We start from the raw sequence: 15,017 nt of genomic DNA, 5'->3' as shown, positions 1-15,017 counted from the left end.
GTCAACTGAACGGCGTTTGGGCGCCCTTCCGCAACGCAAAGTCAGCCTTTGGTTTGTTTAAGCGAGAGGTGCACAAGGTTCGTTGGAGCCAGAGGTAGCAGTTGAAATTCAACCACTGCAGGCCTTCTTATGGCCACTAGTCTGCTCCAGCAATTGGCGCAGAATAATTGGTTTGGAGCACCGGAAAATCGAGGTGCCGGATCAGGACGTCGAAACCGGTTTCTTTGCCCAGAATTCGAGCAGTGAATTTGCCGTCTCTACTTGATGATGCGCGTAGATGACCACATCGAGCATTTCTTGACCAATCTGGTTGCGCAGGGAGATCAGCTCGCCGCTTTCGATTTCTTTGTGAACCATGCTGAACGGCAGCCACCCGACACCAAGACCATTCAGGATCATTTCTTTGGCCCCGCTAGAGAAAGCTGTCTGGCAAATGGGATTCTTGCTGTAGTCGGCGGTCCCGAACGGGCGTTGGCTTTTTTTCAATGCTTCGCCGAAGTAGCTGTTTTCGGGGTAGACAATAGCCGGCGTGTTCATAGGCACGTCGCCTTTTCCGCGTACCGCGTATCGCAGGCCTCCGCCGATGACCGGTACCAGGTAATCCTGACCCCAAATCCCGCGACGCACGCCTGATCCGAATTGCAAGGGAGTGACACTCTGCGCCTCGTAGCACAGCAGCATATTCGTGTCGCCGCGCAGAAACAGGGTGACACAATCATTCAGATTGGCGGTCCTCAGGCGGAACCGAAGACCTTCAAAGCGGGCTCGCGCGCGAATAGCCATGTCGGGAAACGTCGAAACGACTGACGCATGGGTCGCTGCGATGGTGACTATCGAAACGGCCGGATCATGTTGCGCGATTTTTGTGCGCAACTCATTCAGTCGTGCGATCATGGCGCGGATTTCCGCTTCGTTTGTCGCCAAGGCCGCGCTGATCTCGACACGGTTCGATTTGCGATCGAGGACCTCTATCCCCAACCACTCTTCAAAGCTTCGTATTCGTCTTGAAAACGCAGGTTGCGTGATGTTCCGGCGGGCCGCCGCACGGGTCATGTTCCGCTCTTCCAGAAGGGTCAGGACATCTTCGAACCATAGCATATTCATCAGCTTCTCCCGGGCCGCCCAAAGAAAAGGTATGGGTAGCCTGCGCAAATTGCACTGTTTTTCTGCCTTTTTTCCGCTTTTGCTTTTGAAAGTATTTGGGCGTTCGTGAAGACGGGGAGTTTTCGGTGGCTGAGACAAGTCAAATAACAGGCAGAAAAACGGTGCTCACGGCAGATTTGGTTCTGAGCCTGTGCAAAGAGCTTTCCCTCACGCTGGCAAAATTCCCAAGGGTGTCGCTAGGGCATTTCCCAACCCCTCTCGAACCGATGGACCGCCTGAGCGAGGTGTTGGGGGGGCCGCGCGTATGGGTCAAGCGGGATGATTGCACGGGCCTCTCCTCGGGCGGGAACAAGACCCGCAAGCTGGAATTCCTGATGGCCGATGCCGTCGAGAAGGGCGCCGATACGATCATCACCCAAGGGGCGACGCAATCCAATCACGCGCGCCAGACCGCGGCAGCCGCTGCAAAGCTGGGTATGGCGTGTCAAATCTTGCTCGAGGATCGAACCGGCTCGAACGATCCGAACTATATCCTGAATGGCAACGTCCTGTTGGATCGCCTACATGGCGCCAGCGTCTCAAAGCGCCCCGGTGGTGCCGACATGAACGCCGAGATGGATGCTTGCGCTGCACAGTTAAGGGCCAACGGAAAAAAACCGTACATCATTCCCGGAGGCGGATCGAACCCGATCGGTGCTTTGGGATATGTCAATTGCGCGCGCGAGCTGAGCGAACAGGCCGCCAATGCGGGGCTGAAAATTGATGCCCTCGTACATGCGACCGGAAGTTCAGGTACTCAGGCCGGCTTGGTCGCCGGGCTTGCCGCGCTGCAAAGCGACATTCATCTGCTTGGGATTGGCGTGCGTGCGCCTAAAGAGAAACAAGAAAGCATGGTCCACGATCTGGCCGTTCGCACGACCGAGTTCTTGGGCACCGGCACAAAGATTTCACGGGATTCCGTCCGGGCAAACTGCGACTATGTCGGAGCGGGATATGGCCTTCCGACCGAGGGCATGGTCGATGCGCTCAAGCTACTGGCCCGTACAGAAGGCCTTCTGTTCGACCCTGTATACTCGGGAAAAGGGCTGGATGGTCTGATCGATCAGGTCCGCAAAGGCTACTTTGCGGGGATGGACAATATCGTCTTTCTGCACACCGGCGGAAGCGCGGCGTTGTTCGGCTACCCCGAAGTTTTTGACCTTCCGGGTTATGCAGCCTGACATTCAAAAGAACTAACCAACAGGGAGAAATAACATGGCACTCAAGGAAAGACTGATAGGTGCGGCACTGCTTTCGGCCGTCAGCGCGCCACTGGCGGCGGAAGAGGTCAAGATCGGTGTGCCCACATGGACGGGAGCGCAAGCCATCGCTCATGTACTGGGTGAGATCGTGACAACCCGCATTGGTGGCACCGTGGAGTATGTTCCGGGCAACAATGCCACCATTTTTCAGGCGATGGACCAAGGCAAGGGCGATATCGACGTGCACCCTGATGTCTGGCTGCCGAACCAGGAAGCTTTCACCAAACAATATGTCGATGGGGCAGGTACTGTGACGTTGTCGTCAAACCCCTATGAGGGCAACCAAGGCTTCTGTGTATCCAAAGACTTTGCCGCAGAGATGAATATCACTGACATTGCGGACCTGGGACGCCCAGACGTGGCGGCTGCAATGGACAGTGACGGCAATGGCAAAGGTGAAATGTGGATCGGTGCTCCGGGTTGGGCCTCAGCCAATGTGAACGAGGTCAAGGTTCGGGACTATGGTCTTCTCGACTTCATCGAGCCGATCCGCGCTGAAGAAGCTGTCAAGACCGCTCGCATCAAGGACAGCATCGCCAAGAAAGAAGGATACGCCTTCTACTGCTACGAGCCCCACGCCGTCTGGTACATGTTCGACGTGGTCATGCTGACCGAGCCGCCTTACGATCCGGAAAAATACATCATGGTGCAGCCTTCGGACGATCCGGATTGGTACAACAAGTCGATGGTTGCCAGTAAGGACGCCTTGAAGGAAGTGCAGATCGCCTGGTCGAACTCACTTGCGGATCGCTCGCCTGCGATTGCCGAGTTCTTCGCCAACTTTGCCCTCACGGCAGATGATGTAAGCTCGCTGGCCTTCGAAATCAGCGCCAATGGTCGCGATGCCAAGGAGGTGGCCGCCGAATGGGTGGCCGCCAACTCTGATCGCGTCGACGCCATGCTGGGTCTCTGATCCAAAACTTGGAAAGGGGCGGGTCCGTAAGGTCTTGCCCCTTCACGAATAACGCAGGGGTGGGCGGATGAGCGACGAGACTGTTGTCGATATCTCAAATGTCTGGAAGATCTTCGGAGCAAGACCTTTGGCGGCTCTCGAGGCTATCCGCGCGCGCGGCCTGACCAAGGCCGAAGTCCTGGCTGAATTCAATGTGGTTGTCGGCGTCGCCGATGTCAGCCTTAGCGTCAAGCGCGGTGAGATTTTCTGCATCATGGGCCTGTCCGGCAGCGGAAAATCCACACTTGTGCGCCACTTCAATCGACTGCTCGAGCCCACATCGGGCAAGATCGAGATTGAAGGTACAGACGTCATGGCGCTCGGTACCAAAGACCTGCAAGACTTTCGCAACCGCAAAATCGGAATGGTGTTCCAGAACTTTGCGCTGATGCCCCATCGTTCGGTTTTGGACAACGTGGCGATGCCGCTGGAAATCCGTCAAGTCGCCAAGAACGAGCGAATGCGGCAGGCGGCGGCCATTCTCGACATCGTGGAATTGGGTGCATGGGGGTCAAAATTCGCCCATGAACTTTCTGGCGGAATGCAGCAGCGTGTGGGTCTTGCCCGCGCTCTTGCCGCCAACCCGGATGTCCTGTTGATGGATGAGCCCTTTTCAGCACTTGATCCGCTGATCCGGCGGCAGTTGCAGGATGAATTCATACGGCTGTCGAAGATCCTGAAGAAAACGACGATCTTCATCACTCATGACCTTGATGAGGCCGTCCGCATCGGAGACCGGATTGCCATCATGCGTGACGGAAAGATGGTGCAGATCGGATCTGCCGAGGAGATTGTAATGCATCCCGCCGATGATTACGTCGCCGATTTCGTCGCGGGGATCTCGCGGTTGAAGGTCGTGCATGCCCATGCGGCGATGCAGCCCTTGGACACCTATCTCGCCAGGCACGGCCCGCTGCCGGCTGACACTGCGCGAGTGGACCATAATGAGACGCTGTCTGCCCTGATTACGCGGGCTATCGAAGACGACCGACCCGTATTGGTGACGGAAGGCGGTGTGGACAGAGGCGTCATCACGCGTGCAGATCTGTTGCGCACCGTGATCGAAGGGACAGAGATGTCATGAGCGAAGATCTTGGTGTGAACCCCCTTGAAGATACTGACAGCGCCGCCGCCAAAGCATACGCCGAGGAACGACGCGAAAACATTCGCACCTTCGTGCGCACTAGCCCTGACTATTACATCCGGAATTTTGACAAGATCGGAGCCTCGGCACGCTTTACCGCAACATTCAACGTAATGGCCGGGCTCTTCGGTCCTATTTGGTTCGGTGCGCGCGGGCTCTGGTCGTGGGCCTTGGCCTTTCTTGTCGTCGAGGCGATTGGGTTCGTGCAGATCGCGCGGGGTTTGTTCGGAGACTTGGGGGCGGATGCCCTTGCGCGTGTGGCTTCCATCGAAGGGACCCTCGATCTCCGTTATAGACAGCTTGCCGCGGCGGAGGAGAGCGGATCAGATCGTGCGGCCGCGATCCAGCGCCAGATTGACGCCCTGGAGGCCAATATCGAAGGCTTCCGCGTTGAGGCCGAGACACTTGCCGCGCAAGGGCCGTCAATTGTACTGGCGGGATTTTCAATTCTGATCGTCGCCAAGTTGGTGCAGGCAATTGTCGCAAATTGGGCGCTTGAGTCCCGGTTTTCGGACTGGCTGTCGGATCGAACCATCCGCTCTGGCATGCCGGTGAGCCAGATCGTCTTCAGCGCAGCATTCATGGTGCTGCTCGTGGCGACGGCAATGGTCCACTACAGTTTCCCGGGGCGGTTCGAGTTTCTCAGCGCGTTTCCAACCGAAAACTCGATCCGACTGGCCAGTATTGATGCGGTCGAGGACTTCATCGCCTGGTGCGTCGCCAATAGCGTGACTTTCTTTGAGGCTCTCACCTCCGCCATTCGCTGGCTACTGGATGCAATGGAAGTGGCCTTGGTTCAGACCCCTTGGATCGTCGTCGCTGCCCTTATCGTATTGCTGACATGGCTTACGGCGGGCCTGCGCATGGCGATCTGGTCCGGAGCTTTCCTGGCCTATATGGGTGTTCTTGGTTTCTGGGAAAAAGCCATGACGACCCTGGCGCTCTTGGGAACCGCTGCGCTGCTATCCATCGTGATAGGCATTCCGCTGGGCATGTTTTCGGCCCGCCGCCCGCGGTTTTACGCCGTGATCCAGCCGATCATGGACTTTATGCAGACCATGCCTGCCTTCGTTTTCATGGTACCGGTGATCGCCTTTTTTGGTGTTGGCAAGCCGGCGGCTGTCATCGTCACGATGATCTTCGGCGGGACGCCCGTTGTGCGCCTTACCGTTTTGGGTCTGCGTGGCGTTCCGGAAAGCGTGCGTGAAGCCGCGATCAGTTTTGGCGCCAACAAGTTGTATCTGCTCACAAAAGTCGATCTGCCCCTTGCCGGCCCTTCGATCCGTGCGGGTATCAACCAGACGATCATGCTCTCGCTGGCTATGGTTGTCGTGGCCTCGCTGATTGGCGCCAAAGGACTGGGTGAGGACGTTCTTGAGGCGCTGCAATACGCCAATGTAGGCCAGGGGATACTGGCGGGCTTTGCCATACTCTTTTGCGCGATGATCCTTGATCGGATTGTTCAGGGCCAAAGAAAGTGACGCCGCTGGTACTCGTTCATGGTTTCATGGGGGGCAGTGCGCAATGGAATGCTTACGTCACCCCCCTTGAAAACCAGTTTTCCGTGGTGGCGGTTGATCTGCCCGGATTCGGAGCAAATGCCCATCTGCCTCCCATCGACAGTATTGGCGGGTATGCGGATTGGGTGATCCAGCACCTCCGCGACCTCAGGCTGGGGATGTTTCATCTTCTGGGCCATTCGATGGGCGGCATGATCGCTCAGGAAATTGCCCGCCGGGATTTTGAAAGGGTGGACCGATTGGTGTTGTACGCAACCGGCGCGATTGGCGTTTTACCCGGGCGGTTCGAGACCATTGAGGAAAGCAAAAAGCGTGCGGCAGAGGACGGCCCCGCCGCAACTGCCCATAGGATCTCTGCAACTTGGTTTCTGGATCGTGAAGCCGCACAAGGGTTTGAGCACTGCGCCGCTGTCGCCGCGCAAAGCAAACTGGCTGCAATAAACGCCGGCCTGGACGCGATGCACTCCTGGTCCGGAGAGCAGAACCTCAGCCAAATCCGGCAGGAAACACTTGTGCTTTGGGGCGATCGGGATCGGACATATCCGTGGAGCCAGACGCATATGCTTTGGCAAGAAATCCCCAAGACCTCGCTTGCGGTCGTGCCGGGTTGCGCCCATGCGGTTCACGCCGAGAAGCCTGAACTCTTCCAGCGTCTGGTCTCCGACTTTCTGGAGTGATGGGCGCTCAAGGCGGCAGGGTGCCCTGCAGGAGATAGCCGCGCTCAGACTGTTGAAGTTTCCCTGGCGTTTATTCAAGAGCCAAGCGGGTTTACTTCGTGCCGGTCGCAGCGCACGGGTTTCCCACACTGGGCCAGATAACCTTAGTGACCCGCTCGTGGCTCGATTTGACGGCGACACGGGGCCCACACTCAAGTCTCACGAAATGCTTTCGCAAAGTAGTCGCTGAACGGTTTGATAAGGTAGGCAATCGGTGTTCTGTCCTGCGTCCGTATGAAGGTTTCGACCGGCATTCCAGGGACCAGAGGTGTTTCCGCGGGCAGTTTTTTCTGCTCTCCGGCATTCAGTGCGATCTCGGCCGTGTAGTAGGTCTGGTTTGTCGAAGCTTCCTCGAACGCATCCGCAGAAACCAGGGTGACCCGTCCTGTCAATTCGGGCGTCTTGCGCTGATCCATGGCCGAAAAGCGCAAAACGACATCTTGTCCGACGAACATCTGGTCAACGTGAATGGGGTCGACGCGGGCACTTATGATCAGCGGACGATCCTGCGGAACGAGGTACAATACCGGTTCAGCCGGTTTCACAACCGCGCCAAGGCTGAAGATGTTCAATCCATGTACGACCCCAGAGACCGGCGCCGTGATTTCAAGGTTGGCGATACGCTCTGCGATATTCGTCGTTTCCTCGCGTAATTCCAGTTCCCGATACCGCAGGTCCCTGAGGCGGGTAATGGCATCTTCGCGGCGTTTGCTTTGCAACTTGAGGATTTGAATCTCGATTTCGGTCTTTCGCCCCTCGGATTCCGCGATACGGGCAGTCAGATCACCCATCGTGCCGCTCAAGCGTGCTTCTTCCCGTTGCAATGACAGAACGCGGGATGCGGGGGCCAATCCGCGTTCAAACAAGGATTCCTGATCCGTCAGTTCCTTTCGTATCAGGTCCAGTTGGGTGGCAAGCGCCAGTTTTTGAGCATCAATCCCGACAATCTGACTGTCGATCTGACCAACTCTTTTGAGTTGCTGATCAATCTCCTGCGCGATGGATTCCTTGCGCGCCACAAACAATCGTTCCTGCCCATAGACCAAGTCCGCGATGTCGATGTCCAAAGATGCGGCTTGCTGAAGTATGGGGTCAAAGCGAATTTCTTCGGTTCCGTCTCTTTCCGCCTCAAGACGACCACGGCGGGCCATGAGCTCGTAAAGCTCTTTTTCGGCGATCGCCAATTTGGTGGCAAGGTCATTGGACGCCAGCTTGATCAGAACATCACCGGCCTCGACCAAGGACCCTTCGTCGACAAGTATCTCGGCCACCACGCCGCCATCGGGGTGTTCCACAACCTGTTGATTTTGATCAACTTCAATTCGACCGCTGGCAACGATTGCCCCGGCAATATTGGTCGTGAAGGACCAATATCCAAAGCCCCCGAGCAACAGTATCAAGCCCGCAAGACCCACGAGCACTGGTCCGCGCGCTGACCAGAAAACAGACGAGTTTACGTCGGACCGTTCCGGTTTCATTTCAGGCCTCCCTGTCTGGCGGTTTTTGCGATTTGTTCGTGGTTGATAACGAGTTTCCGGAGAACGTCTTTCTTGGCGCCGAAGTCCCGGACGGTGCCGTTATCAAGCATTATCAGCTTGTCGCATTCCTGAATTGCGGCCGGCCGGTGGGCCACGATCAACACGGATTTTCCGTTTGCCTTGAACTCTTCAATTGCGCGATTGACCGCGGCACTGCCTTCGACGTCGAGGTTTGAATTGGGTTCGTCCAGCACGAGCAGAACGGGGTCGCCGTACATGGCGCGGGCAAGGCCGATACGCTGCATCTGACCACCGGACAGCTGCCCTCCGTTCGCCGACACGTTGGTGTCATAGCCATCAGCGAGCCGCAGTATCATCTCATGCGCATCTGCTTTCTTTGCGGCTGCCACGACGGCGGCATCGTCCGGCTCGGGCGCCATTCGGGCGATGTTTTCGGCAATCGTGCCGTCAAACAGCTGAAACCGCTGCGGAAGATAGCCGATGAGGCTGCCAAGTTCGGTCGAGCCGTATTGATCCAGCGCGGCGCCATCCAGCCGGATCGTGCCGCTGTGCGGACGCCATACGCCAGTCAAGGATCTGGCGAGTGTGGACTTCCCCGCGCCGGACGACCCAATCAAGCCAACCGCTTCGCCGGGGTTCACGTTGAACGAAACGGATTTCAGAGCGGCTTGCCGTGAGTTCGGCGGAAATACGGTCAGGTTTTGAACAACCAACTTGGCCTTGGGTTTCGGCAGTCGCGTATTCACACGTTCGGGCGGTACGGTGCCGAGCAGTTCGGCCACACTATCCCAGCCCCTTTTTGCGGTCTGAACCAACTGCCATTGCGCCACAAGCTGCTCCATCGGTGCCAGCGCCCGGCCCAGCAGGATTGAGCTTGCAATCATTGCGCCTGCAGTCAGTTCCCCCTGAAGCACAAGAAATGCACCAACACCAAGGATGGCTGACTGCAGAAACAACCGGAAAGTCTTTGTTACGTTGGCAAAGCTGCCGCTTACATCAGCCGAGCGGATCTGCTCCTTCAGCGCCCGGTCGCGCAACGTCTTCCACCGCGTGTAGGTCGCATCGCGCATACCCATCGCCTCAACGATTTCGGCTTCGTTCCGCAGCTGGTTGGACATTGCTTCGGACGAGGCGACAGCACGGCTGGCATTCGACATGGGGCGTGCCGAAAAGACTCGGTTCAAGCCGGTCAGTGCCAAGATGACCAAGCCACCCAGCGCAGCGACAGCACCAAGCCAAGGGTGGAATATCCAGATGCCCAAGAGGAAAACGGGAGTCCAAAACACGTCGAAAAAGGCCATTGGAACCGGAGAAGACAGAAGCCGCTGAACAGCCTCAAGATCGCGCAGGCCGGTTTCCGTTTGATCGTCCGGAGCGACCGAGGCTTTGCGCTGCACCGCCTCGAATACCCGACGGTCAAGCCGTGCCTGGAATCGGGCCGCGACGCGTCCGAAAACCCTCCCCCGAGCATATTCAAGCAGGCCCAGAATGCCGTACAAGAACGCAACAAGCACCGAGAGAGCGACCAGCGTTTCCACCGATCGGCTGCCCAAAACCCGGTCGTATACCTGCAGCATATACAATGGCCCGGTCAGCATCAGAAGGTTGGTGAAGCAACTGAGAACACCGACAAAAACGTACAGCCGCCAGCTTTCCCGACGCACTTGGCGAAGTTCCTGACGCCCCGTTTCAAATACGAATTTGGGTTTTCCCATTGGCCGTCACCTTTGCTCTCAACTGATGACCGATACGCTGATCTGATCCGGTTGGATTTGTTTTTTGGTTTCGGCCTCAGTGGGTGCGGAAACGATCTACGCGCTACCGCCGGGGACACATCGTGACTCAAAAATATTTGATCCGAACGGCCTGTGCGCTCCGTACCAGCGGTAAGCCAATCGTTGGCTTGCAAATCTCAGGTGGAGGAAAATATGACGACAATTGCAGGAATTGCCGCAGGAAATCCAAGCTTTAGCATTCTTGTCGCAGCAATAGGTTTTATCGATGACCAGAAGGGGACTGACTACCTTGGTGTCCTCAGTGGAACTGCCGGTGACCCTTCTGCGACCTACACGGTTTTTGCCCCGACAAACGCGGCATTCGGGCAGCTTGCAGCTGATCTGGGTTTTGCGGGCGACGTCACTGACACCGCAGCCGTAACCGCATTTCTGACCTCTCTGAACGAAGATCCGGTGGAAACCGCAACGCTGCTTGAGACGATCGTCACCTATCATGTTGCAGCAGGCGCCCAAGGGTCGTCCGAGATTGCGTCGGCGGGTTCGGTGACCTCACTTCAGGGCGGAGTGATCGACGCGTCTGAACTGCCGACACTTGGCGATCTGGAGCCGGACCTCATCAATCCGTCGCTGGTGCAGACAGACATCATGGCGGACAATGGCGTGGTCCACGTGATTGATCGCGTTCTGCTGCCGATCGATCTGCCAGGCAATGACGCCCCGACGATTACGGAAACCGTTCTGGCGGTAAGCGGCGCATCCGGCTTTGACGAAAACGGAGGTGATTTCGACATTCTCCGAGAAGCTCTGATCGCGGCTGATCTGGCGGGCGCCCTTAATGACCCGAATGCCGACCTTACCGCCTTCGCGCCGACCGATGACGCGTTTATCGCGCTCTCGAACTCACTGGGATACGAAGGCAGCGATGAGGGCGGAGCGTTTGCATATCTTGTTGACGCACTGCGTTTGCTCAACGGCGGAAACGATCCCATCGAGCTGTTGACGACGGTGCTGACATACCATGTCTCGGGTGAAAGCCTGCAGGCCAGCCAGGTTCTGGCGTCTGAGGAAATCGAAACGCTCCAGGGCGGCACGATTGGTGTGGATGCCGAGACCCTTACCCTGGTCGATGCCGATCCGGACGTTCAGGATCCAAGCCTCATCGCGACCGACATTCAGGCGTCGAACGGTGTGATCCATGTATTGAACGGCGTTCTGCTGCCCGCCGATCTGCTGCAATCTGACGGTTCAGGGGCAGTCGATTTCGTCATCGGCGACGACGGTCGCGAAGTTATCCGCACAGGTCGGGACAATGACCTGATCGATGCCAAAGGCGGCAACGATATCGTTTTCGCAGGAAGTGGTGACGATCTGGTTCTCGCCGGTGACGGTCGGGACAAAGTTTTCGGCGGTAAGGGTGACGACACCCTGAACGGCGAGGGTGGAAACGACATCATCTTCGGCGGCCGCGGAAACGACGAGATCGCGGGCGGCGCCGGAAACGACAAACTCATCGGCGGCTCGGGCTCTGACAGCTTCGTCTTCGAACAAGGCGGCGGTCATGACACTGTGTTCGGCTTTCGTGCAGGTCGCGACAAGATCGACCTCAGCGCCTATGGCTTCACAGATTACGAGGAAGTCGAGGATGCGATCAGCGGCCGTTTCTTCAAGACCAAGATCGATTTGGGAGACACGGAAATCTCGTTGTTCGGCGTCCGCGCAAGCAGCCTAGACGAAGGTGATTTCATTCTCTGATAGGCAAGCCCGCCTGGACCGACCAAAACTGTTTGGGCGGGCTTTTCTTGTTGAAACGGCTTCACAATATTTTTCGGGAACAGTGTTTTGGCGTGTGTGTGGCGACAGCCCGGGCAAACGACGTTACTCGCCTTAAGTTATTATTTTTAAATACTTTAACTATTTGGGTCCGCGTGCATCCTGCAAGGCACAGGCACCCAATAAAGGTCGAAAACTTGTGATTACGGCGGTGCCGGGCGAGGTCGGGCCACGCATCGCGCGAAGCTCACCGCTGGCATCCTCAAGGCGGACCTCTCGGGCCACCATCGGCTGTATGTCAACGTTACCCCGCTCGATCAGTCCAAGCAGACGCGGGTACTTCCAGGACGGCATGCCCCGGGTGCCAAAAACCGAGAGCTGTTTGGAATATATCGCGCGCATGTTCATGCGCATCCAACCTTCACCCGACGGCATCCCAATCTGTACATGACGGCCCAAGATCGCGAGGCACTCCAGCGAAGCGTTCGTCGTTGTTTCGATGCCCAGAGCTTCGATGGAAACCTGCGCTCCTCCACCGGTGATATCCAGGATCGCGGTCGCCGCATCCTCTTTGGATGCATTGACCGTCGCGTCCGCGCCGTGGAGTTTTGCGTGCTCGAGTTTCTCATCGACCACATCCACCACGACAACCCGGCATCCCAGCATTTTCGCAAGCAAGAGAACGGACAGACCAATTCCACCGGTTCCATGGACGGCAACCCATTCGCCCGCAGCAACATCTGCTCGGTCCGTCAAAGCATGCCATGCGGTGGTGACGCGGCAGCCCAGGCCGGCGGCGAGGGCAGGGGAGAGTGTGTCTGGCAAGTGAACCAAGTTATGGTCAAAGGGCACCGCAACATATTCCGCATAGGCGCCCGGTGCGCCAAATCCGGGAACGATCTGGTTGGCGCAGGTATTCGACACTCCGGTTTGACAGGCATGGCAACTGCCGCACCCTAGGATGAATGGGGCGATGAGGCGATCACCCACTTTGTGTTTCGCATTGGACCCGGCCTCGACCACGGTGCCACAGTATTCGTGCCCCAGGATGGAGCCGTTTTGAACTTTCGGGTGGGCACCGGACCAGCCGTGGTAGTCCGAGCGGCACACGCCGCAGGCGGCGACCTCCAAGACCACTCCGTTGTCGGGGCAGGTTGGGTCCGGGACCGTTTCAATCGAAAGGTCCTCGTTGAACTCTCTGACGACTGCAGCTCGCACTTCGCGCTCCCAAAATGGTTTCTTCGACCCAGAAATCCCGTCCCGTCAGAACTAGACGGGTCGGTCGCCTTTCACGGTTACACGCCGCCCCTTTCGTTCCGCGGGCCAATAGTCCCAGATGGCACGATGCATACAGCAACGATTGTCCCAAAACGCCATATCGTTGAGCGACCACCGGAACCGGATTTGATAGTTGATCTGTTCGGCATGCTCGAAAAGCATGTTGAGGATCGCCTCACTTTCCTTGTCCGACAAGCCGATAATCTTAGTTGTGAACGTTCGGTTGACGAACAGCGATTTTCGCCCTGTCTCAGGGTGAGTTCTGACGATCGGATGAATTGCTTCGGGGCAATCAATATCGGCGTCCTTTTGGCCCCGGTCGCTGTACCGGCCCTTGTATATGTGCTCGGAGCTGTGGAGGGCGGACAGGCCGCCGAGCATGCTTTTGATCGGTTCGGACAGATCATCGTAAGCCGCATACATATCGCTGAACATGGTGTCCCCGCCGCAAGGAGGGGCAATGTGGATCTGAAGCATTGTTCCCAATGGGGGCGTCTCATCACATGACACGTCCGAGTGCCAGAACTCTCCGTTGGCCACCTTTGAATTTTTGGTGGCATGGATCTCGAATATCTCCGGATATCCTTCCATCGTTGGGGCTGCGGGGTGTGCGTGGAGCGGCCCGAAGCGTTTCCCAAACTCGATGTGCTGCGCAGGCGGTATCTCTTTCTGCTCTTTGAAGAACAGAACCTGATAGGTGTGAAAGGCATCGCGGATTTCGGCGAACTGGTCGTCGGGCACAGGCTGGCTCAAATCGACCCCATAGATCTCGGCGCCGAGGTTCGGAGCGAAAGGCTTGGCAACGATGGACGTGTAGGTGTTGGACTTTGGGGCAACCATGGGGACCTCGGGGCGCTGTTTCATTGAGCCTGTTTCTCGCAGGGTACAGATCAAAAAATGTAAACAAAAACGATAATGATTTGATCCATCGGTGAAAATCTCTCACCTTTCCTGAACCCGGACGAAGGTGGCGAGGTCTTTGAGATGAGCATTCGAGCGTTGCGAACTTTGATCGCAATACATCGGCATGGAAGCTTTCGCGCCGCATCCGAGGCCGAGCATCTGACGCCGTCGGCGGTAAGCCATCAGATGCGGAACCTTGAAGTCATGTGGGGGCTCGACTTGTTTGACCGGTCGGCCAAGACACCCAAACTGACCAGTGCGGGGCTCATGCTTGTTGAAGAAGCGGCGGCGGTCGTCGCCGCGTATGATGGCCTGGCTGACAAGGTGAGATTGGACAAGGAACTTGCCGGCGAGATCATCTTGGGTGCAGTTCCAACGACTTTGACGGGTTTGGTGCCTGCTGCGTTATCAAGGCTGAAGTCAGAACATCCTGACGTGCGTGTCAGAATTGTTCCGGGCTTGACCAATCAGCTGCTGTTGCAGCTGGACCGCAAGCTGGTTCACGCAGCAATCATCTCACGCCCGGATATTCTGCCGAAGTCGCTGGTGTTCTCGGAAATCGTGACCGAGAAACTGGTCCTGCTCGTCTCGGAAAACACTCCGGACCTTTCTCCCGAAGAGCTTCTCGGCGCACTGCCGTTTATTCGGTTCACTCGCGACGCGGTTGTGGGGAGGCAGATCGAGACCTGGTTGCAAAGGATGGGTATAGAAGTCAAAGACGCCATGGAGCTTGAAAGCCTTGAGGCAATATCAAGCATGGTCGCCGCTGAACTCGGGGTCTCGATCATACCTGACAGTCGTCTGGCGTCTTATGACCATTTACAGCTCAAAAAAATTCCTCTGGAGCAGTTCGGACCCCGACGCATCGTCGGTCTTGCGAGTGTCGCAATGTCACCCCGTGCCAGAATGGTAGACGCAGTCCGGAGCGCACTGCTGGATGCGGTGGGAGCTTAGCCGGTTCTCTGGCGGAGCCGTAGCCCCTGATTGCTTTGGTGGCCGCACGTCGGTGAAGCCAGAAGCCGGTAGAGTGACGGCGATGATTTTCGCTGCACCCAGAACCAGTTTCGTCATCGACGGCCGGGCTGCTGTTCGCT

General features: G+C 57.1%; 12 protein-coding genes. 7 read left to right on the top strand and 5 right to left on the bottom strand.

The window, feature by feature from the left end:
* Positions 1 to 201: 201 nt before the first annotated feature.
* Entirely contained in the window at positions 202 to 1,104 is a 903-nt protein-coding gene (locus ACR0LD_RS07225; RefSeq protein WP_170524375.1) for a LysR family transcriptional regulator, read from the bottom strand.
* A gap of 188 nt (positions 1,105 to 1,292) precedes the next feature.
* Here ACR0LD_RS07225 and cuyA point away from each other — a divergent pair, with 188 nt between their 5' ends.
* The 5 genes from cuyA to ACR0LD_RS07200 all read left to right on the top strand — a co-directional run bounded on the left by cuyA (position 1,293) and on the right by ACR0LD_RS07200 (position 6,698).
* Positions 1,293 to 2,324: a D-cysteate sulfo-lyase gene (gene cuyA, locus ACR0LD_RS07220; RefSeq protein ID WP_480636289.1), complete on the top strand. Its 1,032-nt coding sequence runs from the start codon at positions 1,293 to 1,295 to the stop codon at positions 2,322 to 2,324.
* Positions 2,325 to 2,358: 34 nt separating this feature from the next.
* Entirely contained in the window at positions 2,359 to 3,318 is a 960-nt protein-coding gene (locus ACR0LD_RS07215; protein ID WP_170357436.1) for an ABC transporter substrate-binding protein, read from the top strand.
* A 67-nt stretch (positions 3,319 to 3,385) separates the two neighbouring features.
* Positions 3,386 to 4,441 carry a quaternary amine ABC transporter ATP-binding protein gene (locus ACR0LD_RS07210; protein ID WP_170357437.1) on the top strand — a complete coding sequence of 352 codons (1,056 nt, stop codon included), beginning with the start codon at positions 3,386 to 3,388 and terminating at the stop codon, positions 4,439 to 4,441.
* Positions 4,438 to 5,982 carry an ABC transporter permease subunit gene (locus tag ACR0LD_RS07205; protein ID WP_480636201.1) on the top strand — a complete coding sequence of 515 codons (1,545 nt, stop codon included), beginning with the start codon at positions 4,438 to 4,440 and terminating at the stop codon, positions 5,980 to 5,982. The genes ACR0LD_RS07210 and ACR0LD_RS07205 overlap by 4 nt, the downstream gene beginning before the upstream one ends.
* Positions 5,979 to 6,698, top strand: a complete 720-nt coding sequence (locus ACR0LD_RS07200) for an alpha/beta fold hydrolase (protein ID WP_480636199.1) — start codon at positions 5,979 to 5,981, stop codon at positions 6,696 to 6,698. Before ACR0LD_RS07205 ends, ACR0LD_RS07200 begins: the two co-directional genes overlap by 4 nt.
* Before the next feature lie 191 nt (positions 6,699 to 6,889).
* On the opposite strand, the gene ACR0LD_RS07195 is transcribed toward ACR0LD_RS07200, so the two are convergent.
* Positions 6,890 to 8,215 (bottom strand): HlyD family type I secretion periplasmic adaptor subunit, encoded by a 1,326-nt coding sequence (locus tag ACR0LD_RS07195; RefSeq protein WP_170442219.1) that lies wholly within the window; start codon positions 8,213 to 8,215, stop codon positions 6,890 to 6,892.
* Positions 8,212 to 9,951, bottom strand: a complete 1,740-nt coding sequence (locus ACR0LD_RS07190) for a type I secretion system permease/ATPase (RefSeq protein ID WP_480636197.1) — start codon at positions 9,949 to 9,951, stop codon at positions 8,212 to 8,214. The genes ACR0LD_RS07195 and ACR0LD_RS07190 overlap by 4 nt, the downstream gene beginning before the upstream one ends.
* A 213-nt stretch (positions 9,952 to 10,164) precedes the next feature.
* Between ACR0LD_RS07190 and ACR0LD_RS07185 the strand changes: the two genes are divergently transcribed.
* Complete coding sequence (locus ACR0LD_RS07185; RefSeq protein ID WP_480636195.1) at positions 10,165 to 11,724, top strand: fasciclin domain-containing protein; 1,560 nt, start codon at positions 10,165 to 10,167, stop codon at positions 11,722 to 11,724.
* 159 nt (positions 11,725 to 11,883) lie between these two features.
* Here ACR0LD_RS07185 and ACR0LD_RS07180 read toward each other — a convergent pair whose 3' ends face one another.
* Both ACR0LD_RS07180 and ACR0LD_RS07175 read right to left on the bottom strand, forming a co-directional pair.
* Entirely contained in the window at positions 11,884 to 12,960 is a 1,077-nt protein-coding gene (locus ACR0LD_RS07180) for a zinc-binding dehydrogenase (protein ID WP_480636193.1), read from the bottom strand.
* A 51-nt stretch (positions 12,961 to 13,011) separates the two neighbouring features.
* Positions 13,012 to 13,884: a TauD/TfdA dioxygenase family protein gene (locus ACR0LD_RS07175; protein ID WP_480636191.1), complete on the bottom strand. Its 873-nt coding sequence runs from the start codon at positions 13,882 to 13,884 to the stop codon at positions 13,012 to 13,014.
* Positions 13,885 to 14,004: 120 nt separating this feature from the next.
* Here ACR0LD_RS07175 and ACR0LD_RS07170 point away from each other — a divergent pair, with 120 nt between their 5' ends.
* Positions 14,005 to 14,877, top strand: a complete 873-nt coding sequence (locus ACR0LD_RS07170) for a LysR family transcriptional regulator (protein ID WP_480636190.1) — start codon at positions 14,005 to 14,007, stop codon at positions 14,875 to 14,877.
* Positions 14,878 to 15,017: the final 140 nt, after the last annotated feature.

This window comes from Ruegeria sp. BF8 (genome assembly GCF_056538625.1).
Note: the sequence above shows the minus strand (reverse complement) of the source record. Positions and strands in the feature narration are given on the sequence as shown.